The sequence below is a fragment of the Rahnella perminowiae genome, assembly GCF_019049695.1.
In the GTDB taxonomy this organism is placed as follows: Bacteria; Pseudomonadota; Gammaproteobacteria; order Enterobacterales; family Enterobacteriaceae; genus Rahnella; species Rahnella perminowiae.
Genome location: NZ_JAFMOT010000176.1, coordinates 16894 through 36668 on the forward strand (window position 1 = coordinate 16894; position 19775 = coordinate 36668).

At 54.3% G+C, this 19775-nt stretch carries 19 protein-coding genes; 14 read left to right on the forward strand and 5 right to left on the reverse strand.

Features of this window, described 5'->3' with window-relative positions; translation table 11 throughout:
- The first annotated feature begins 227 nt into the window (after positions 1-227).
- Positions 228-716 carry a phosphohistidine phosphatase SixA gene (gene sixA / locus J1781_RS12690; protein ID WP_129991746.1) on the forward strand — a complete coding sequence of 163 codons (489 nt, stop codon included), beginning with the start codon at positions 228-230 and terminating at the stop codon, positions 714-716.
- 210 nt (positions 717-926) lie between these two features.
- Here the strand turns inward: sixA and smrB are convergent, their stop codons facing one another.
- Positions 927-1466: an endonuclease SmrB gene (gene smrB, locus J1781_RS12695; protein WP_129952776.1), complete on the reverse strand. Its 540-nt coding sequence runs from the start codon at positions 1464-1466 to the stop codon at positions 927-929.
- Between the two features lie 203 nt (positions 1467-1669).
- On the opposite strand from smrB, the gene prmB reads away from it, so the two are divergent.
- From prmB to J1781_RS12725, 6 genes are all read left to right on the forward strand, one after another.
- The gene (gene prmB, locus J1781_RS12700; RefSeq protein ID WP_129991747.1) at positions 1670-2602 is read left to right on the forward strand and encodes a 50S ribosomal protein L3 N(5)-glutamine methyltransferase; all 933 of its coding nucleotides are present in this window, start codon (positions 1670-1672) and stop codon (positions 2600-2602) included.
- 73 nt (positions 2603-2675) lie between these two features.
- Positions 2676-3761: a chorismate synthase gene (gene aroC, locus J1781_RS12705; RefSeq protein WP_217139014.1), complete on the forward strand. Its 1086-nt coding sequence runs from the start codon at positions 2676-2678 to the stop codon at positions 3759-3761.
- 8 nt (positions 3762-3769) lie between these two features.
- Positions 3770-4621, forward strand: a complete 852-nt coding sequence (mepA, locus tag J1781_RS12710; RefSeq protein WP_165383708.1) for a penicillin-insensitive murein endopeptidase — start codon at positions 3770-3772, stop codon at positions 4619-4621.
- A gap of 45 nt (positions 4622-4666) precedes the next feature.
- Positions 4667-5467: a sulfite exporter TauE/SafE family protein gene (locus J1781_RS12715; protein WP_217233697.1), complete on the forward strand. Its 801-nt coding sequence runs from the start codon at positions 4667-4669 to the stop codon at positions 5465-5467.
- A gap of 97 nt (positions 5468-5564) precedes the next feature.
- Complete coding sequence (locus J1781_RS12720) at positions 5565-6122, forward strand: elongation factor P hydroxylase (protein ID WP_129952289.1); 558 nt, start codon at positions 5565-5567, stop codon at positions 6120-6122.
- 32 nt (positions 6123-6154) lie between these two features.
- The gene (locus J1781_RS12725; protein WP_129952290.1) at positions 6155-6436 is read left to right on the forward strand and encodes a YfcL family protein; all 282 of its coding nucleotides are present in this window, start codon (positions 6155-6157) and stop codon (positions 6434-6436) included.
- A gap of 71 nt (positions 6437-6507) precedes the next feature.
- Here J1781_RS12725 and mnmC read toward each other — a convergent pair whose 3' ends face one another.
- Complete coding sequence (gene mnmC / locus J1781_RS12730) at positions 6508-8538, reverse strand: bifunctional tRNA (5-methylaminomethyl-2-thiouridine)(34)-methyltransferase MnmC2/FAD-dependent 5-carboxymethylaminomethyl-2-thiouridine(34) oxidoreductase MnmC1 (RefSeq protein ID WP_129991749.1); 2031 nt, start codon at positions 8536-8538, stop codon at positions 6508-6510.
- 169 nt (positions 8539-8707) lie between these two features.
- Here mnmC and fabB point away from each other — a divergent pair, with 169 nt between their 5' ends.
- The 4 genes from fabB to J1781_RS12750 all read left to right on the forward strand — a co-directional run bounded on the left by fabB (position 8708) and on the right by J1781_RS12750 (position 13315).
- Entirely contained in the window at positions 8708-9928 is a 1221-nt protein-coding gene (gene fabB / locus J1781_RS12735) for a beta-ketoacyl-ACP synthase I (RefSeq protein WP_129952292.1), read from the forward strand.
- A 205-nt stretch (positions 9929-10133) separates the two neighbouring features.
- Positions 10134-10613, forward strand: coding sequence for a DUF2946 domain-containing protein (locus tag J1781_RS12740; RefSeq protein WP_217233698.1), 480 nt, complete (start codon positions 10134-10136; stop codon positions 10611-10613).
- Between the two features lie 85 nt (positions 10614-10698).
- Complete coding sequence (locus tag J1781_RS12745; RefSeq protein ID WP_217233699.1) at positions 10699-12171, forward strand: PepSY-associated TM helix domain-containing protein; 1473 nt, start codon at positions 10699-10701, stop codon at positions 12169-12171.
- Positions 12172-12187: 16 nt separating this feature from the next.
- Positions 12188-13315: an SLC13 family permease gene (locus J1781_RS12750; protein WP_217233700.1), complete on the forward strand. Its 1128-nt coding sequence runs from the start codon at positions 12188-12190 to the stop codon at positions 13313-13315.
- Here the strand turns inward: J1781_RS12750 and pdxR are convergent.
- The gene (gene pdxR / locus J1781_RS12755; protein WP_238483527.1) at positions 13308-14795 is read right to left on the reverse strand and encodes a MocR-like pyridoxine biosynthesis transcription factor PdxR; all 1488 of its coding nucleotides are present in this window, start codon (positions 14793-14795) and stop codon (positions 13308-13310) included. The genes J1781_RS12750 and pdxR overlap by 8 nt on opposite strands.
- 100 nt (positions 14796-14895) lie before the next feature.
- On the opposite strand from pdxR, the gene J1781_RS12760 reads away from it, so the two are divergent.
- Positions 14896-15348 (forward strand): rhodanese-like domain-containing protein, encoded by a 453-nt coding sequence (locus tag J1781_RS12760; RefSeq protein WP_129952297.1) that lies wholly within the window; start codon positions 14896-14898, stop codon positions 15346-15348.
- Between the two features lie 19 nt (positions 15349-15367).
- Here the strand turns inward: J1781_RS12760 and flk are convergent, their stop codons facing one another.
- Positions 15368-16417 (reverse strand): flagella biosynthesis regulator Flk, encoded by a 1050-nt coding sequence (flk, locus tag J1781_RS12765; RefSeq protein WP_129952298.1) that lies wholly within the window; start codon positions 16415-16417, stop codon positions 15368-15370.
- 242 nt (positions 16418-16659) lie between these two features.
- Complete coding sequence (locus tag J1781_RS12770) at positions 16660-17565, reverse strand: DMT family transporter (RefSeq protein ID WP_129952299.1); 906 nt, start codon at positions 17563-17565, stop codon at positions 16660-16662.
- 128 nt (positions 17566-17693) lie between these two features.
- On the opposite strand from J1781_RS12770, the gene J1781_RS12775 reads away from it, so the two are divergent.
- Positions 17694-18485, forward strand: a complete 792-nt coding sequence (locus J1781_RS12775) for an AraC family transcriptional regulator (protein ID WP_217220987.1) — start codon at positions 17694-17696, stop codon at positions 18483-18485.
- 100 nt (positions 18486-18585) lie between these two features.
- Positions 18586-19719: a 4-phosphoerythronate dehydrogenase PdxB gene (gene pdxB / locus J1781_RS12780; protein WP_217233702.1), complete on the forward strand. Its 1134-nt coding sequence runs from the start codon at positions 18586-18588 to the stop codon at positions 19717-19719.
- The last annotated feature ends 56 nt before the right edge of the window (positions 19720-19775 follow it).

A 19775-nucleotide genomic window follows, 5' to 3' on the forward strand; every position in this document is an offset into this window, starting at 1 on the left:
GTAAAAAACAGCGTTTTATTTACGTGAAGTTTCAGGCAAAATGCCCGACCGCTGATGCTCATCATGCAGGGCATGTGGGCACAGCGTGTTAAGTGGATGTAATGCCTGACAGCTATCTTGTAATGAAAAACTTCAATCTGACAGTGATTGAAATGCTGGGCAATGGGTAATACAGCACGCAAGGCGTTTCTGTATAGCGCTATTTTTGTTAACAAAAGCGGTGCAATATGCAAGTTGTAATTATGCGTCACGGTGATGCGGTTCTCGAAGCTGCCAGCGACTCAGTTCGCCCGTTAAGCGAATGCGGATGTGACGAATCAGTACATATGGCTGCCTGGCTGAATGGCCGTGGCATCAAAATTGACCGCATTCTGGTCAGCCCGTACCTGCGTGCGCAGCAGACGCTCGAAAAAGTGCGCCAGTGTCTGGCGCTGCCCGGAAATGTTGAGATTGATATTCTCAAGGAACTGACACCGGGCGGAGATCCTGCTCTGGTCGCCAGTGAACTGCAGCATCTGGCACTGACCGGCGTCAACGCGGTACTGGTGGTGTCGCATCTGCCGCTGGTCGGTTATCTGGTAGCAGAACTGTGTCCGGGCGTTTGCCCGCCAATGTTCGCCACTTCCGCGATGGCAAGTGTTGAACTGAACGGCGAAACCGGGCAAGGTACCTTTGACTGGCAATTCAGCCCATGCCAGGTGATGGCTAAGGTCTAATCCCGTTTACTCATCATACTTCGAGCCGCAGATGCATTGGCTGCGATAAATTACCCGAATCACTTACCTGAGTAAGCTTATCGGGATAATTTTTCTTGCCGCCTTGCTGCAACTCGAATTATTTAGAGTAAGGCTTCGGTGAACAGCGCCAGACAAAAGAAAGGCACAGCTCCGGCTGTGCCTTTCTCGTTTATGAAGGTGGGGAGGAAGTCAGCTGATTTTATCGTCCAGCTCCACCAGTACCAGCAAAGCGGCGCTGCCACCCAGTTCTTTAGGAGCCTGATGGAAAGCCTCGACGTCCGGATGCTGTGCCAGCCACAACGGGGTTTGTTGCTTGAGGATATGTTTGCCGTGACCGTGCATCACACAGGCGCAATGTACATGTTCACGGCGGCAGGCTGCGATCAGCGCGCCCAGTTCCTGTTTGGCTTCTCTCTGCGTTAAACCGTGTAAATCCAGAAACAGCTCGGGCGAATAATCGCCGCGACGCAATTTTTTCAATTCAAAATGACTGACATCTGGCCGGATATGGCGAACCGGGCCTTCTTCCTGCAACATTGGCTGGAATTCATCAGAAAAGTAATAGCTCGCGTCCACCTGCTCCTGAATCAGCTTTTTAGGCGACAGGGTGACCAGCTTTTTTCGCGGCGGGCGGTGAGTAATCGTATCGTTTTTCAGGCGCTTGATGCCCGGAACAGCCTCGCGGAATAACGCCGCTTCCTCGGGGCTGAGCAGGTGTTTTTTCTTCATCTTTTTATCGTCATTATCGCTCAATACAGACAGTGTACCTTCCGTCACCCTGCGGTTTAAAGAAAACTCAGGGTTAAATTCTTCGGGACATCGCGCAAGTGCGTTGACTAGCTGCTGATTTGTGGCGGGCTTCGTGGCAAACTATGCGGCAAATAATGGGTTAAACGTCTGTTAAAAACCCGTGCACTGCCTGGAGAATAAAATTGGACAAAATTTTCGTCGACGAAGCTGTCAGTGAGCTGCATACCATTCAGGATATGCTGCGCTGGACCGTCAGCCGCCTGAACGCGGCCAATGTCTATTACGGTCACGGCACCGATAACCCGTGGGACGAAGCCGTGCAACTGGTTCTGCCAAGCGTGTTTTTACCGCTGGACATCCCTGAAGATATGCACACCGCACGCCTGACATCCAGCGAGCGCCACCGCATTGTTGAGCGTGTGATCCGCCGCGTCAACGAGCGGGTGCCGGTGGCCTATCTGACCAACAAAGCCTGGTTCTGCGACATGGAATTCTATGTCGATGAACGCGTACTGGTGCCACGTTCGCCTATTGGCGAGCTGATCAGCAACCGTTTCTCCGGCATTCTGAACGAACAGCCACAGCACATTCTTGATATGTGTACCGGCAGCGGCTGCATTGCTATTGCCTGTGCTTATGCGTTCCCTGAAACCGAAGTTGACGCTGTCGACATTTCTGCCGATGCGCTGGCGGTGGCTGAGCGCAATATCGACACACACGGCATTGAGAACTGGGTCACGCCCATCCGCTCCGACCTGTTCCGTGAATTGCCAGCCTTGCAATATGACCTGATTGTCACCAATCCGCCGTACGTGGACGAAGAAGACATGTCTGATCTGCCGCAGGAATACCGCCACGAGCCGGTTCTGGGGCTGGCTTCCGGCAGCGACGGTCTGAAACTGACCCGTCGCATTTTGGCCTGTGCACCCGATTACCTGACCGATAACGGCGTGCTGATCTGCGAAGTGGGCAACAGCATGGTACATCTGATGGATCAGTATCCTGAGATCCCGTTCACCTGGCTGGAGTTTGAAAACGGTGGTGACGGCGTCTTTATGCTGACCAAACAGCAACTTCTCGATTGCGCCGAAGAATTCCGCGCATACAAAGACTAATTCACTTTGACAATAATGACCGGCATTGCGCCGGTCATTGAGCATCCATCAACATAATGGTTAAGGAGCCGTGATGGCAGGGAACAGTATTGGGCAGTTTTTCCGCGTCACCACTTTTGGCGAATCCCACGGTGTGGCACTGGGCTGTATTATTGACGGTGTACCGCCGGGTATTGCCCTGACCGAAGCTGATCTGCAACACGATCTCGACCGTCGTCGTCCGGGCACTTCGCGTTACACCACACAGCGCCGTGAAGCTGATGAAGTAAAAATTCTTTCAGGTGTGTTTGAAGGCGTCACTACCGGCACCAGCATCGGTCTGATTATCCAGAACACCGATCAGCGATCCCAGGATTACAGCGCAATCAAAGATGTGTTCCGCCCGGGACATGCCGATTATACCTACGAGCAAAAATATGGCGTGCGCGATTACCGTGGCGGCGGCCGTTCGTCTGCCCGCGAGACCGCGATGCGTGTGGCCGCTGGCGCGGTGGCTAAGAAATACCTGCTGGAGAAGTTCGGTGTCAAAGTACGCGGTTATATGTCGCAAATGGGTGATATCACCTGCGAGCTGAAAGACTGGGATCTGGTGGACACTAACCCGTTCTTCTGCCCGGATGAAAGCAAGCTGGAAGCGCTGGATGAGCTGATGCGCGCGCTGAAAAAAGAAGGTGATTCGATCGGTGCCAAAATCACTGTGGTGGCAGATCATGTGCCTGTCGGCCTGGGTGAGCCTGTGTTTGATCGTCTGGATGCGGATCTGGCGCATGCACTGATGAGCATTAATGCCGTGAAAGGTGTGGAAATCGGCGATGGTTTTGCGGTTGTCGCCAAACGTGGCAGTGAAAACCGGGACGAAATTACGCCGGGCGGTTTCGAAAGCAACCACGCGGGTGGGATTCTCGGCGGCATCAGCAGCGGCCAGCCGGTTATCGCCCATCTGGCGCTGAAACCGACCTCGAGTATCACCGTACCGGGTCGTACGATTAACCGCGACGGTGAGCAGGTCGAGATGATCACCAAAGGGCGTCATGATCCGTGCGTCGGTATCCGTGCGGTACCGATTGCCGAAGCAATGATGGCGATCGTACTGATGGATCATTTACTGCGTCAGCGTGCTCAGAACGGCGACGTCCATTCCACCGTGCCACGCTGGTAATCTGTCCGATGAAACCTTTACGCACGTTCCCGGCGTTTCGTGCTGTTTGCGCCAGTCTTCTGGCGCTTGCACTTTGCGCACCTGCGATGGCGGCAACGCCGTGGCAGAAAATTACTCAGCCGATTTCCGGCACGCCGGAAGCGATTGGCAGTTATGCCAACGGTTGTCAGGTTGGTGCACAGCCCTTGCCGCTGAACTCTCCGGCCTATCAGGTGATGCGTACCGACCAGCGCCGCTATTTCGGCCAGCCTGATTTACTGGCATTTATCACCCGTCTGGGCACGCAGGCTCAACAAAAAGGACTGGGTACCCTGCTGGTCGGTGATATGGCGATGCCGGCTGGCGGGCGCTTCAGCAGTGGTCACGCCAGCCATCAGTCCGGGCTGGATGTGGATATCTGGCTGCAACTGCCGCGTCAGCGCTGGAGCGAACAGATGTTGCTCAGGCCGCAGCCTATCGATCTGGTCAGTGCCAACGGTAAATCCATTGTGCCCTCTCAGTGGCAGCCACGGATCGAAACGCTGATCAAAATGGCAGCACAGGATAAAGATGTGGTGCGGATCTTCGTCAATCCGGCTATCAAACAACAGCTCTGTCTTGATGCAGGAACGGATCGCGAATGGCTGCATAAGGTACGTCCGTGGTTTGGTCATCGCGCGCATATGCACGTTCGTCTGCGTTGCCCGGTAGGTAACCTCGAATGTGAGAACCAGGCACCACCGCCTGCGGGTGATGGTTGTGGCGCAGAGCTGCAAAGCTGGTTCCTGCCACCTAAGCCGGGCAGCGGAAACCCGGTGAAAAAAGAGCCCCCTCCGTTGCCGCCTTCTTGTCAGGCGTTGCTGGATAAACACGTTCTTTAACAGGTTTTACTTACTCTTCGCCACGCATAGCGAGCTGACAGAAAAATGGACTGGTTGATTGTTGCCCCGTGGGTTTTGGTTGTTTTATTTTTCGTTGCACTGTTTGCCGGTTTCATTGATTCCATTGCCGGTGGTGGCGGGCTGATCAGCCTGCCGGCGCTGCTTGCGGCAGGTGTGTCACCGGCACAGGCCATTGCGACCAATAAGTTGTCATCGATAGGCGGATCCTTCTCCGCCAGTCTTTACTTTGTACGGCGTGGTGTGGTGAATCTCAACGATCAAAAACTGAATATTGCCTGTACCTTTACGGGATCAGTGATCGGCGCGATCCTTATCCAGCATCTGCGCGCTGATATGTTACGTCAGGTTTTACCGCTGCTGATCATCTGCATTGGGTTGTATTTTTTGCTGACGCCGCGTCTGGGCGAAAGCGACCGGGCAAGGCGCTTAAATGCACTGCCGTATGCGCTGGTAGGCGGCGGTTGTGTCGGGTTCTACGATGGCTTTTTCGGTCCCGGTGCCGGTTCTTTTTACGCGCTGGCTTTTGTGACGTTATGCGGGTTTAATCTGGCAAAAGCCACGGCACATGCAAAAGTCCTGAATTTCACCTCCAACTTTGGCGGCCTGCTGTTTTTCATACTTGGCGGCAAAGTGGTGTGGGTGCTGGGATTTGTGATGATGACGGGGCAGTTTATCGGTGCACGTCTGGGCGCGCGGATGGTGCTGAGCAAAGGTCAGAAGATCATTCGTCCGATGGTGGTCATTGTTTCCGTGGTGATGAGCTGCAAGCTGATTTATGACAATCATGGCGCTGAAATCCATCAATGGATAAGCCTGCATTTATAATGGCAGGCGCTGCAAAATGCTTGCCTGAGGTCATGAAATCGGGTGTGTAAACAAGGGTATATTGTCGCCTTTCCCACTTACTGAGTTTTACCGTTTTATGTCAGATTCGACTGCAACACATAACTATCATCAACTGATCGACATTTTTGATTCCTGCTTCTTTGAGGAATTTAACGTTCGCCTGGTCAAAGGCGACGACGAGCCGATCTATTTGCCTGCTGATGAGCAGACCCCTTTTAACCGGATTGTGTTTGCACACGGTTATTATGCCAGCGGCATGCATGAAATTTCCCACTGGTGTGTGGCTGGCGCTGAGCGCCGCAAACGGGTGGATTTCGGTTACTGGTACTGCCCGGATGGCCGCGATGCGCAAACGCAAAGTGAATTCGAGAAAGTGGAAATCAAACCACAATCTTACGAATGGCTGTTCTGTGTGGCAGCCGGTTTTCGTTTCAACGTCAGTTGTGACAACCTGAGCGGCGATTGCGAACCTGACCGCGTGGGTTTTCAGAACAAAGTACGCGAAGAAGTGTTGCGTATGCTGGAACAGGGTATTCCTGAAAGACCGGCACGCTTTATTAAAGCGTTACAATCGTTTTACAATACGCCCCCATTGACGCCTGCAGATTTCCCTGCGTTGCAGCCGATCGAATAAGACCCCGAATACCTGTTACGAGAGGAAGAGTAATGATCGCAGAATTTGAAACGCGGATTTTAACGCTGATCGACGATATGGTCGAAAGCGCCAGTGACGACGAATTGTTTGCCAGTGGCTATCTGCGGGGCCATCTGACGGTCGCCGTGGCAGAAGCGGAAGAAAACGGTGAACACACTGCTGAAGCACTGAAAATCCGTGTTCAGGATGGCCTGGACAAAGCCATCAAAGCCGGTGAGTTGTCACCACGCGATCAGGCTTTAGTGCAGGGCATGTGGGAAAATCTGTATCAGGCTTCCCTGCCTCAGTTTTAGGGGACGCTATTTTGTGAAAAAGCGCAGCGACGGATTAACCGGCTGCGCTTTTTTATTGCCTCAGTGGCCGGTTAATGTGATTCGACCGGGCGGCCTTTCAGCAGTTTTCTGACCCACATCCGGTTTGGATTCAGCGCCGCCAGTGTATCGCTGTCGAGCGGCAATGGTTCACCGGCAATCTGTGCAGCCAGTATTTCTGCTCCCAGGGGGGCGGAGCTGAGGCCACGGGAGCCGAGCGCGCCAAACAGAAACAGGTTTTCATACACCGGCGCGTCTGCAATCGGGCGATGGCGCTGAATATCCAGATCCAGTTTTTTATAGCTTTCCAGCAACGCGTCGTAATCGGACACCGAACCGATCATCGGCAGATGATCCCGCGTTGCACAACGCACGCCGTTCCTCGCCTCACCCTGACTGACATCCACCTCATGTGGCCATGGTTGTTCCGGCAGGCAGTTCAGCAGCCGCTGGCGATTTTCCTGCTGATCGTCTTCACGGTAATCCGTGCATTTATCCGCACGGTGATAGCTTGCGCCAATGCAATGATGCTGATTTTGCGGACTGACCGGGGTCATATAACCGTCATAACACAAGACCTGTTTAAGTTTGCTCAGTACAGGTGTGGTCGGAATATGCGAAACCTGACCGCTGACCGCGTAAACCGGCAGTTTTTCGGTCTGGCTGAAATCAGTGATGTCCGCGCCGTTGGCCAGGACAACGCCCTGATGACGGGCAACATGGCCATCGGCAAAGGTCAGCACCCACTGTGAATCTGCATCATAATTTAATGCGGTTGCGCGCTGGCGATAATGCACGGTTAAGCCCCGGGTTTCGGCAAGCGAAATCAGGGACGCGGTCAGTTCAGCCGGACACAGCCAGGCACCGAGCGGATAAGTTACGCCGCCGCTGCCGCACGGCAATCCGCATAGTGCTTCCACGTCTTCTTCACTCAATCCTGTTGCCAGTTCTCCCGGCCAGCCACCGTTAATGATGCCGTCAATTTTGCCCTGACTTTTTTCGTCATACCCGAGTTGCGTGACGCCACTCCAGCCGTGATCGAAAGACACATCCGCCTTTTCAAGTTGCGCATACTGGCGGCGGGCGAAAGTGAAAGCATGGGCAAAGAAGTTCTCCAGTGTATCGCCGCGGCCGTTGAGCAACGGATAAACCGCCCCCTGACGGTTGCCGGAAGCACCGAGTGCCGGTTTTTCATCGGCGCAATACAGCGTGACCGCAAAACCACGTCGAAGTAATGCCAGCGATAACACAGCACTGGCGACGCCGCCGCCGAGAAGGGCAAATTCAGTGACATTTTTCGCCGCCGGACGCACATACCACGGTGCGGGATGAGGTACGTCAATTCCTGCGGGCAGCACACCGGCTAACATATGTCGCTTTTCGCCGAACCCCGGTACCTTACTGATGTCAAAACCTGCGCTTTGCAATCCGCGGCGGACAAAACCCGCCACGGTGAAGGTGGCGAATGTACCCTGCGGTCGGGTCATTTTCGCCATTGAACGGAATAAATCCTCTGTCCACATGTCCGGATTTTTGGACGGGGCAAATCCGTCGAGAAACCAGGCGTCGATCTGTTGATTCATACTGGTGTCACATGCCGGAAGCAGGGTAGTGACATCGCCGAACCACAGGTCAAGCGTGATACGCCCGTCTGCGAGCAGCAGGCGGTGACAGCCGGGAAAGGGCATTGGCCATTGTTCGCAAAGTTGTGCCGAATACGCGGCCAGCTCGGGCCATTGTGTGTGTGCTGTCGCCAGATCACGGGCGGACAACGGAAATTTCTCGTAGCTGATGAAATGCAGACGTTGCAGCGTAGCGTCGGGCTGCGCTTCGCGGAATGTCCCGAAGGCTTGCCACAGCGACATAAAGTTCAGACCGGTGCCAAAACCGGTTTCGGCGATAATGCACAGCGGGCGAGGGTGACCGGCAAAACGTGCCGGAAAATGATTGCCATTGAGAAAAACATGTCGTGTTTCCAGCAGGCCGTTCTGATTGGAAAAATAGACGTCATCAAAATGTCGGGAAACAGGTGTACCCTGTTCGTTCCAGCTTAATTCTGCGGGCGTGATCGGGTTGTGGCTCACGTGAAACTCTCTCAGTTCAAGGCGATGCCGAAGTTTAACGCTGCCTTAGAACCCGCGCAAATTTACCACGATTTACACAAGGAATTGCTGATCGGACTTGTTCGGCGTACAACTGTACGCTAGAGTGCGTGACGAAATCCCAAATGGTGAATAGTACAAGAGGTATTAAATGAAACGTGCAGTGATTACTGGCCTGGGTATCATCTCGAGCATCGGTAACAACAAGCAGGAAGTTCTTGCATCTCTGCAGGAAGGTCGCTCTGGGATCACCTTCTCGCAAGAGCTGAAAGATGCCGGGATGCGTAGTCACGTCTGGGGTGATGTCAAATTAGACACCGCAGGCCTTATCGATCGTAAGATTGTGCGTTTCATGAGTGATGCCTCGATCTACGCTTACTTATCCATGCAACAGGCGATTGAAGACTCCGGTCTGACCCCTGAAATGGTATCCAACGAACGTACCGGCCTGATCGCAGGTTCCGGCGGCGGTTCTCCGCGCAATCAGGTCGCGGGCTCCGACGGTATGCGTGCCAAAGGCCTGCGCGGCGTAGGCCCTTACATGGTGACCAAAGCGATGGCTTCCGGCGTGTCTGCCTGCCTCGCAACACCGTTCAAAATTCGCGGCGTTAACTATTCCATCAGTTCTGCCTGCGCCACCTCTGCACACTGCATCGGTAACGCGGTAGAAATGATTCAGCTGGGCAAACAGGATGTGGTGTTTGCCGGTGGCGGTGAAGAACTGTGCTGGGAAATGGCGTGTGAATTTGACGCGATGGGCGCACTGTCCACCAGCTACAACGAAACGCCGGACAAAGCATCCCGTACCTACGACAAAGCGCGTGACGGTTTCGTTATCGCAGGTGGCGGCGGTATGGTTGTTGTCGAAGAGCTGGAACACGCTCTGGCGCGTGGCGCGCATATCTATGCAGAAATCGTTGGCTACGGCGCAACATCTGACGGCGCAGATATGGTGGCTCCTTCTGGCGAAGGCGCAGTGCGTTGCATGAAAATGGCAATGAACGGTGTAGATACTCCAATCGATTACGTTAACGTTCATGGGACTTCTACCCCGGTCGGCGACGTTAAAGAACTGGGCGCTATCCGTGAAGTGTTCGGTGACAAAACGCCGGCGCTGTCTTCGACCAAAGCCATGACCGGTCACTCTCTGGGTGCCGCAGGCGTTCAGGAAGCGATCTACACCTTGCTGATGGCTGAATACGGCTTCATCGCGCCAAGCATCAACATCGAAAACCTTGATGAGCAGGCCGAGGGCATGGATATCATCACTCAGCCAACGCAGCGTGAACTGACGACGGTGATGTCTAACAGCTTCGGTTTCGGTGGCACCAACGCCACGCTGGTGATGCGTAAGCTGAAAAACGACAAATAATACTGTCCGTTAATGTCTGTATAAAAGCCTGCTTCCGAGCGGGCTTTTTTGTCTCCGCCATCCTTCAGGCCGCCTCTGCGTTGGCGTGCCGGGTTTCTGAGGAATTATTCGCCCGCGGCCGTGATAGAACCTGAATGATTTCGGGTGTATATCTCAACAATTCAGGTACAATTTCGCCGCTTCTTATTTTCACCTTGTTGACATAATGCTCTCACTCCGACACATCCATCATCGACATTTGCACTTCCCGGCCTGGCTCGGGATGGTGGCGATACTGATGTTGTTTATTGCGCCCGTGGTGTCTAAATCGCTGGTGGCAGAGGGTGCGCAGCATAGAATGATGCCCGGCATGATGATGTCCGGGATGGACATGTCGGACGGGGAAATGGCTGACATGGATATGTCAGTGCATTCTGTATCATCGGAGGAGCATTGCCAGACGCCCGCCTGTCAGTCTGCGCCGCAGGATACCGTGAAAGCTATGCTTTCTGGCGACATGAGCGATGCCGCGTGCGGTTATTGTGTGTTGCTGGTGCATTTACCCCTGCTCGATTTGCAGGCTATGCCCATGCAGTGGTCGCTGGATGTTTCCAGCCGTGCTCCACCGTGCGCTGCCATACCGCATCTTATTCCTTCGCTGATATTCACGGATTCCCAACCCCGCGCACCGCCTGTTTTTCTGTAACTGCCTCTGAATAATTTCTTTCAAGTTAACCGCGATTTTTATCGCTGTTGACAGCGTGTTATTTGAAATTCAGGAAACCAGATTTATGAATCAACCTGCAAACCTGCCTTCCAGCGCGGGTAAAAAAATGCCTGCGCAAGCGGCCTTTATGGCGTTGCTGCGCCGTGTGCATTTTTACATTGGCCTGTTCGTCGGACCCTTTATTTTTGTCGCTGCGCTGACCGGTACACTGTATGTGCTGACACCTCAGTTGGAAAATTATCTCTATGCCGGCGCATTATTTACCGCCTCAAAAGGAGAGGCGCAGCCGCTCTCCCGTCAGATAGATGCGGCGCTACAGGTTGCCGGTCAGGATAAAAAAATCTACGCCGTCAGACCGGCCCCCTCTGCGGGGGAAACGACGCGGGTGATGTTTTCTGATCCGCAACTCGGAGCATCTAAGAGCCGTGCAATTTTCATCGACCCCATCACGCTGGCGGTGAAAGGCGACATGACGGTGTACGGCACCAGCGGCATTTTGCCTTTCCGCACCTGGCTGGATGATTTACATCGCGGCTTATTGCTGGGCGATACAGGCCGGATATACAGCGAGCTGGCTGCCTCCTGGTTGTGGGTGGCAGCATCGGGTGGCGTCGTGCTCTGGTTCAGCGGTCGCCGGAAACCCCGACCACTGCGTAAGGTCAGTGGCAAGGTACAACAGCAGCAAAACAGCCGTCGCTGGCACAGCTCGCTCGGCCTGGTTTTGCTCGCCGGTTTACTGTTTTTCTCCGCCACCGGCCTGACCTGGTCACAATGGGCGGGGGACAATATCGGCGTGTTACGTGCCCATATGGGCTGGATGACGCCCGGCGTGAAAACCAGTCTGGATCCACAGACGGTCGCCGGACCGGTCAGTGAACATGCCGGGCATCAAGCGCCGATGGCTGATATGCCTGATATGCCGGGAATGAACATGTCGGCACACAGCATGCCTGCTGCATCACCAGCCGCCGTTGTTTCTGCACAGACTTTTGATGCGGTAGTACAGGCAGCGCGTGAGGCGGGTATTGCGGCGAACAAGATTGAAATCCGTCCGGCGTATAACACGGGGAAAGCCTGGACAGTGACCGAAGTTGATCGCAGCTGGCCAACGCAGGTGGATGCGGTATCGGTCAATCCCCGTTCCCTGCTAATCGTCGATCACGTGCGGTTTGCTGATTTCCCGCTGCTTGCCAAACTCACCCGCTGGGGTGTGGATGCGCATATGGGCATTCTGTTTGGCATCTGGAATCAGGCCATTCTGGTGATTTTTGGTGCCGGGCTTTGTGTGATGATTGCCTGGGGATATCGCCTGTGGTGGCTGCGCCGCAGCGTCAACAGTACCGACAGTCATCCGGCCACGACATTGCTACAAACCTGGCGGTCTGTGCCGTTCAGTCTGCAATGCCCGATTTTGGTGATCACGATCGGTCTGGCAATTTCATTGCCCGTGATGGGCGCGAGCTTACTTATTTTCCTGCTGATTGATGTTATCCGCTGGCAGCGGCGCAATTCTTCGCGTAACGTCAGCGAATTCTGAACAGTGAAGAAAAGACATGTTGATGGCGGCGTTCGGCTCTGTACTTAAGCCTTTTTTACGTGACAGATTTTTGCATCTGTTAATTCTGCTTGGTGTCATTCTGACCCTGTTTCAGCCTGAGGAAATCAGCCAGTTTCCGCAGTTTGTGGACTGGGACACGATCGTCACGTTGCTGGGTTTACTGATGCTGACCAAGGGCGTTGAGGTCAGCGGTTACTTTGATTTTGTAGGCCGTAAGATGATTAACGCCATCGACAATGAGCGGTGGCTGGCGCTGTTTCTGGTCACTGCTGCAGCACTGTTGTCCACGTTTATGACCAATGACGTCGCGTTATTTATCATCATCCCGCTGACGATCACGCTGAAGAAACTGACGTCGTTACCGGTGACGCGGCTGATTATCTTTGAAGCACTGGCGGTGAATGCCGGTTCACTGCTTACGCCGATCGGTAACCCGCAAAATATTCTGTTATGGAATAAATCCGGTCAGTCCTTCCTGCATTTTATCGGACAGATGACACCGCTGGCGCTGGTCACTCTGGCTGCCTTATTGCTGGTGACCTGGTTTTGTTTTCCGTCGCACAGCCTGAAAAAAATTGAGAACAATCAGAGATATCCTTTTCTAAAAGGTCTGCTGGTGAGCTGTGTTGTGCTCTACGCGGTATTTATCGCCTGTGTTGATCTGGGGCTGGCCCTGTATGGTTTGCTGGCGGTGATCCTGTGTTTTTTACTGCTGGCGCGAAATGTCCTGCTGCGCATCGACTGGCCGCTGATCCTGGTGTTTATCGTGATGTTTATCGATGTGCGTTTACTGGTCGGGATGAATGCCCTGCAGCCAGCGTTTACGCATATTCACGGGCTGCCGGATTACGGTCATTATCTGCTGAGCATCGGGCTTTCTCAGGTCATCAGTAATGTGCCCGCGACAATCCTGATGATTAATTATTTACCCTCCGGACCGTTGCTGGCCTACGCCGTCAATGCCGGTGGTTTCGGGCTGGCGATAGGATCGCTGGCCAATCTTATTGCGCTGCGCATGGCGAATGACAAGAAGATCTGGCTGCGGTTTCACTATTATTCTTTCCCGTTCCTGTTGTTCAGCGGCGGCGCGGGCTGGTTGTTATTGACGCTGTTTGTTAAATGACTGGCACCTTCAGCGACGCCAGACGGTTTACTGCGGTGGTGATTTCAGCCGGGGTTAATGCCGAGAAACCGAGCAGCCAGCCGTCCTGATGTTGGGTCACTAAACCGGCGCTGGCGGTAAACAGAGGTGAAAGCCGTGGCGTTTCGACACCGGCCTGGGCGGCAAGCGCGCTGAAATGCTGTTCCTGTCCGGCAGGCAGACGGGCGGCGAGTTGTAACCCCCCGGCGGCAACCTGAGGGCTCAGCCATTCAATTTTTTGCTTAATTTGCGTCAGCAGATGGTCACGTCGGCTGTGGTAAAGCTGACGCGAAAAGCGCAGATGTGAAGCGAAATGCCCGGCCTGCATAAATTCCGCCGTGACGGCCTGCATCAGCTGTGAAGAATGACCGTCATTCACGGTGCGCAGCGTCACCATCGGTGCCACCAGCGCAGGCGGTAAGACGGTATAGGCCAGCCGCAAAGACGGGAATAAAACTTTCGAGAAGGTTCCCAGATAAATGACCTGCTGATGTTTATCCAGCCCTTGCATAGCCGGAAGCGGCCGCCCGTCGTAATGCAGTTCACTATCGTAATCATCTTCGATGATCCAACTGCCGTGACGTTTCGCATAGCCGAGCAGATGTAAACGGCGTGACAAACTCAGGCTGACACCGGTCGGATAATGGTGCGACGGCGTCAGGTATATCAGACGCGGCACAGGTGAATCAGCGCCCGGCACCATTCCCTGTTCATCAACCTCAATAGCGCAAATATCGGCTCCGGCGCTGGCAAACGCGTTGCGTGCCCCCGGATAACCCGGCTGCTCAAGCCACACCTTATCTGCGGGATCAATCAGGAGCATCGCCAGCAATTGCAGTGCCTGTTGCGAACTGGTGGTGATAAGGATTTGTCCGGCGCTGCAAATGACCCCGCGTGACTGCTGAAGATAGCTGGCAAGCGCCTCGCGCAAGGGCAAATACCCCTGCGGGTCGCCATATCCCAGCAGGCGTTCGCCCTGAGTCCGCAGCTGTCTGGCGGTTATTTGCTTCCAGATTTTCAGCGGGAAGGCGCGCAGATCAGGCGAACCGGCTGCAAAGGCGACGGGCGCTTGCGGGTCACGACAGCCGCCGTTGGCGATAATTTTCTCACCCCGCGCTGACAAGCGCGCAAACCCAGGCGATAAGACCTGGCTGTTTCGGGAGGACAGGGCGGTGGGCAGTGAGCGGCTGACAAAAGTCCCCTTGCCGGTATGGCGCTGAAGATAACCCTCTGCTTCTATCTGTGCGTAGGCGGCTTCTACGGTGACCCGTGAGAGTTTCAGGTCAGAGGCCAGAATACGCGAAGACGGCAGGCGTTCTCCTCCGGTCAGCGCACCGGTATGAATAGCCTTGCGCAACGCTGAACACAGCCGGTCACGCAAACCTGCCGCAGCGTCTGAACCGGTGATGGCTGTGTTTTCGAAAAGCGTAATCAGTGCAGAGGGCTGAGACAAGATGCGCATAATGGGTCTTATGATTGGCTTGAAATTGGCATTAATCATAAGACCAAAAACGGCGATGATGGAACTGTTTTCAGTCATATCATTTAACGAGGAAGTGTTTATGCAACCAGAGTCTTATGTTTTAGGATTTGCACCACCATCACCTGAAATCAGTGCTGCATATCTGTTGTCGAAACTGAGCTTTTATACCGATGCCGCCGATGTCGCTGCGGATTTACAAAACGGTGTGAACACAATCGTGGTGATTGATACCCGCTCTGCTGAACATTATGCAGGTGGCCACGTGCCGGGCGCGGTCAGTTTTCCGCATAAACTGATGACGGCAGAAAGTACCTGCGAACTCAGTAAAGACGTGGTTTACGTGACCTATTGTGACGGAATCGGATGCAACGGTTCGACGCAGGGCGCGTATAAACTGGCACGGCTTGGATTCAGGGTGAAGGAAATGATTGGCGGACTGGATTTCTGGATCCGCGATCAACACCCGGTTGCGGTGGGTGAAGAACGCGGACAGTATTCACGGAAACAGGCACCGCCAGATTGCAGTTGCTGAAAAGAGGTTAACGGCGTGCTTAAAACAGTAACCACAGCAGAAGCAGAACCACCACGAACGCAATAAATACCAGCGGCTTGCCGCCCATCGCCTGCATGGAAGGGGGCAACATCGCGATAAACGGGTTCATGATCGGTTGCGGATCGGTACGTGTCACCGTGGTGAAGGTATCGTCTATGTCTTCTGTGCGCGCAGAGCGGTCAACCCGCTGGCTGAACAGAACGCCAATCAGATCACTGACCTGAACCTGCGTCAGCGGCGTGGACAGCGTCGCGCTGAAACGATTTTCGGCATATTCCGTCAGTTGATGAATTTCATGGGTGCTGGCCGGCTGCTTGAGCACGCTCAGCAACGTGGTCAGCGTCGGTGCGGTGGTCTGCTGGCTGAGCGACGCTTTCACCTGCATAAACTGGCTGAGCACCTGAAAATGCTTCGCCGGTATCGGTTCGCCCACTTTCACACCAACCAGCGTAAACAGTTCCTGCCAGACTTTCACAGGGGCTTCGCCGGTAGCAGCGCTGAGACGGGTTACCAGTTGTTGCAGGCTGTTATGCTCGGCAGGCAGCAACGGACGATCGGTGACCGGTGTCTGCTGGGGCTGCGGAATATTCATCTGACGGGTCTGGATCAGATCCAGCACCTGTTGCAGCTGCGGATGTGTCAGCTGACTCAGTACGGTATGACCAAAATTCTGGCGGATAAAATCGCTCACCGCCTGACGGTTGTTACCCTGCGGCAGCAGCTCGGTCAGTTGCAGCATCAGCTGGCGTGAGGCAAGGCTGTCCTGGGCCTGTGTAAGTTTTCCCTGTAACAGCGCTTCGGCCTGCGGGAATTGCTGAGAGGTGATTTCCGCACCGTTTGGCAACGCAAGTTCGTGGCGCAGATTGGCCCAGATCTCAGCAGATTTGATGGGCGTCAGCGCCATCAGTTTGACGATCAGTTTTTCCAGCGTGGTGCGCTGTACCGGCGTTAAGGGCAGTTCAGCGCCCGTTTTAGCCGGAACGGTCTGACCCTGCGGTTGTGTTCTGTTGTCGCCAACCGGCATGCCCGGGCCGCTCAAAGGTTGCATATCACCGTCCTTCGCTGGAAATTTAAAACGTCGCTTAAACTCAATGATAAGTCAAAAGCACGGCGCAGAGCGCGGAAGCGCCTCATCATACCTGCAAAGTGTTTTAATCGACACCGTGAATAGCAGGCTGAGAAAGATTCTTCAGAATATTGTTTCCTAAAACAGCAGAGAAAAACGTCTGGCGGGGCGCGAAAGCAGAAAGTGGGGGAGGTGCCACCCTCTTATTAAGGATGGCATACCCTTTAGCGAATTTTGTTTTGTTCCGCAGGCGCGGCGCGGGTGAACAGCGGTTTACGCAAACGCTGCGCCAGAATGACCCCGACAAGCGTGATACCGCCGCCAATCAGATGGTAGCTGTGCAGGTGCTCGTGCAGGAACAGCACGGCGATCACTGCCGTGAAAATCGGCGACAGGTTCATGAAAATAGACGCTTTGTTGGCACCCAAACGGATCACACCCTGGATCCACAAAAACGGCGCGATGATCGACGCCGGGATCCCCGCGAAAAGCACCAGCGGAATATTATGTGCGGTCAGGCTGACATCCTTCGCGAGCAGAAAGTTTGGCAGCAATAATAAAACGCCGAAAATGATCTGCACATATAACGATTGCCAGTTCGGCAGCGGGATCGCCCAGCGCTTGGTCAGCACCCCATACAGCGCATAGGAGGCCGAAGCCGCAAACATCATCAGCTCACCGGTGCCGATACCGTGTTGCAGCAGCTGCGCCGGCGAACCGGCACTGACCAGCCAGACTAAACCGCCGAGTGAAATAATACTGCCCAGTGCGACGCCCACTGTTGGCACTACGCTCAGCACAAACAGGCCAATCAGCACGGTCAGCAGCGGGATCAGCGAATTCAGGATGCCCATAAACAGCGCACTGACGCTGTGTGCGGCGTAGTATGCCAGACTCTGATACAGCACCATGCCCAGCAAGCCCAGTATCAGCAGTTTCCACCCGTATTGTTTCACCGCCCGGAGGTTACGCAGCACACCGGGCAGCACGAAAGGTGTCAGCGTCAGCAGTGCCAGAAGCCAGCGGTAGAACGAAATGGCAGCAGGATCAATTGCGCTGGCCGAGGCTTTACTGACCACAGCATTCAGTGACCAGATCAGGACGGCAAGCAGGGGAAAGAGCACATTCATTGAGTCGTATTCCTGAATAAATCGTCACGCCAGTGTACGGTTGTCTTGTTTGTTATATATAACGATAATCAGACAACACATTGCGTAATTCAGACAATCCCCGTTTGGCGCACAGATAAAAGGTTTTTATGCCCGCACCGCGTCCTTCTTTACCCCGATATTACCCGCCGTTACCTGAGAAGATACCGGTTACTCTGCTTTTTCGGGGTGAAATTGTGGAGGGGAATTCTGAGTATGTTGAGCATTCCCATCCGTGGAGCCAGATTATCTGCGTAAAATCCGGCGTTCTTGCCATGCGCGTGGCCGGACAGCGCTATCTTGCCCCGCGCGAATTCGCCATCTGGATACCTGCCGGGGTTGAGCATTCAAGCTATAACCGCAAAACCACACGTTTTTGCGTCATTGATATCGCCCCCGAACTGGATATCCATCTGCCTGTTGAGCCTTGCCTGCTGACGCCGACAGCCATTTTTAACGCCATTGCTGATGACTGCTTCTCACGAAATATGACTGAACCGCAGAGTGAAACGGATCTGCGTATGTGTCGCGTTTTGCTGGATCAAATCAGTCTGGCACCCCGTCAGAACACTTATTTACCCACATCGGAAAATAAATTACTGTCCCCCGTGCTGAGCGCACTGGAAAAGAATCCGGCGGATAACACGTCGCTGGCACAATGGGCGAAGCAGGTGTATACCACCGAACGAACCCTGTCGCGGCGTTGCCAGCAGGAACTGGGGATGAGTTTTGCCCAATGGCGTCAGCGGCTGCGCTTCCTGCATGCTGTCTCTTTGCTGGAGCAGGGGAAAACGGTACAGGAGGTCTCACTCGAACTGGGTTACAGCTCGTCTTCGGCCTTTATCGCCATGTTCCAGCAGGTGTCGGGCACCACACCGCAGCGTTTTCGTAACGACAGGTAAACCCGTGCCCTGAAAGTTGGGATCTGACCCTGTATCGTGGCAAAATCAATGCCCTCTTTATTTTCTATTCTTTCTTTAGGCCATGCTGCCGGAGACAAACGTGAAAATCCTGGTTGATGAAAATATGCCGTATGCCGTCGAGCTTTTTAGCCGGCTGGGCAACGTGCAGGCCGTTCCTGGTCGTCCTATCCCGCAAGATGCGCTCAATGATGCCGATGCGCTGATGGTGCGGTCTGTGACCAAAGTGAACGAGAGTTTGCTGGCGGGAAAACCGGTGAAATTCGTGGGGACTGCCACGGCGGGCACCGATCATGTCGATGATGCATGGCTTGCCAGCGCAGGGATTGGTTTCTCGGCCGCGCCTGGCTGTAATGCGATTGCCGTGGTGGAATATGTCTTTTCTTCATTGCTGATCCTCGCACAGCGCGATGGTTTCCAGCTGCGCGATAAAACGGTCGGGATCATTGGTGTCGGTAACGTCGGGTCACGCCTGCATGCCCGCCTCGAGGCACTGGGGGTCCACACGCTGCTGTGCGATCCGCCGCGTGCCGATCGGGGTGATGCCGGTGAATTCTGGCCGCTTGAGAAACTGGTCGCCGAAGCCGATATCCTGACATTCCATACGCCACTGAATATGTCCGGCCCTTATGCCACATATCATCTGGTGGATGCGGATTTACTGGCGCGTCTGCCTGCTGAGCGCATCCTCATCAACGCCTGTCGTGGCGAAGTGGTGGATAACGCTGCGCTGCTCGGCGCACTGAACGGCAGCAAAAAGCTGACCGCTGTGCTGGATGTCTGGGAACCGGAACCCGATTTGTCGCTGGCGTTGCTGGATAAAGTTGCCATCGGCACGGCACATATCGCCGGTTACAGCCTGGAAGGGAAGGCACGCGGCACCACGCAGGTGTTCGAAGCATTCAGCCAGTTTATCGGTCAGCCACAAACGGTGCCGCTGGAATCGTTACTGCCCGCGCCTGAATTTGCCGAAGTGACACTGAGTGGCGCGCTGAGCGAAGCCAAACTGCTGCGTCTTATTCACTTAGTGTATGATGTGCGCCGCGATGACCGGCCTTTGCGCCGTGTAGCCGGAAAACCGGGCGAATTCGACAAGCTGCGTAAGTTCTATGAAGAACGTCGTGAATGGTCATCTTTACGGGTGATTTGCGACGATGCAGCGACCGCCGGTGTGCTGAAAAAACTGGGTTTTAACAGCCAGTTAGCCACGGCGTAAATCATTGAGTTCCTGCCCTGATATTTCACGTTGAAATATGACGGGTAAAACGCGTT

What these genes read in the sequence shown, in the direction of transcription:
- flk (WP_129952298.1), bottom strand. Translation starts at nt 16,417, where the DNA reads ATGCAACCTTTGAGCGGCCCGGGCATGCCGGTTGGCGACAACAGAACA.
- J1781_RS12715 (WP_217233697.1), top strand. Translation starts at nt 4,667, where the DNA reads ATGGACTGGTTGATTGTTGCCCCGTGGGTTTTGGTTGTTTTATTTTTC.
- fabB (WP_129952292.1), top strand. Translation starts at nt 8,708, where the DNA reads ATGAAACGTGCAGTGATTACTGGCCTGGGTATCATCTCGAGCATCGGT.
- J1781_RS12760 (WP_129952297.1), top strand. Translation starts at nt 14,896, where the DNA reads ATGCAACCAGAGTCTTATGTTTTAGGATTTGCACCACCATCACCTGAA.
- pdxR (WP_238483527.1), bottom strand. Translation starts at nt 14,795, where the DNA reads ATGCGCATCTTGTCTCAGCCCTCTGCACTGATTACGCTTTTCGAAAAC.
- J1781_RS12775 (WP_217220987.1), top strand. Translation starts at nt 17,694, where the DNA reads ATGCCCGCACCGCGTCCTTCTTTACCCCGATATTACCCGCCGTTACCT.
- aroC (WP_217139014.1), top strand. Translation starts at nt 2,676, where the DNA reads ATGGCAGGGAACAGTATTGGGCAGTTTTTCCGCGTCACCACTTTTGGC.
- J1781_RS12740 (WP_217233698.1), top strand. Translation starts at nt 10,134, where the DNA reads ATGCTCTCACTCCGACACATCCATCATCGACATTTGCACTTCCCGGCC.
- smrB (WP_129952776.1), bottom strand. Translation starts at nt 1,466, where the DNA reads ATGAAGAAAAAACACCTGCTCAGCCCCGAGGAAGCGGCGTTATTCCGC.
- J1781_RS12720 (WP_129952289.1), top strand. Translation starts at nt 5,565, where the DNA reads ATGTCAGATTCGACTGCAACACATAACTATCATCAACTGATCGACATT.
- J1781_RS12750 (WP_217233700.1), top strand. Translation starts at nt 12,188, where the DNA reads ATGTTGATGGCGGCGTTCGGCTCTGTACTTAAGCCTTTTTTACGTGAC.
- J1781_RS12745 (WP_217233699.1), top strand. Translation starts at nt 10,699, where the DNA reads ATGAATCAACCTGCAAACCTGCCTTCCAGCGCGGGTAAAAAAATGCCT.
- sixA (WP_129991746.1), top strand. Translation starts at nt 228, where the DNA reads ATGCAAGTTGTAATTATGCGTCACGGTGATGCGGTTCTCGAAGCTGCC.
- J1781_RS12770 (WP_129952299.1), bottom strand. Translation starts at nt 17,565, where the DNA reads ATGAATGTGCTCTTTCCCCTGCTTGCCGTCCTGATCTGGTCACTGAAT.
- mepA (WP_165383708.1), top strand. Translation starts at nt 3,770, where the DNA reads ATGAAACCTTTACGCACGTTCCCGGCGTTTCGTGCTGTTTGCGCCAGT.
- J1781_RS12725 (WP_129952290.1), top strand. Translation starts at nt 6,155, where the DNA reads ATGATCGCAGAATTTGAAACGCGGATTTTAACGCTGATCGACGATATG.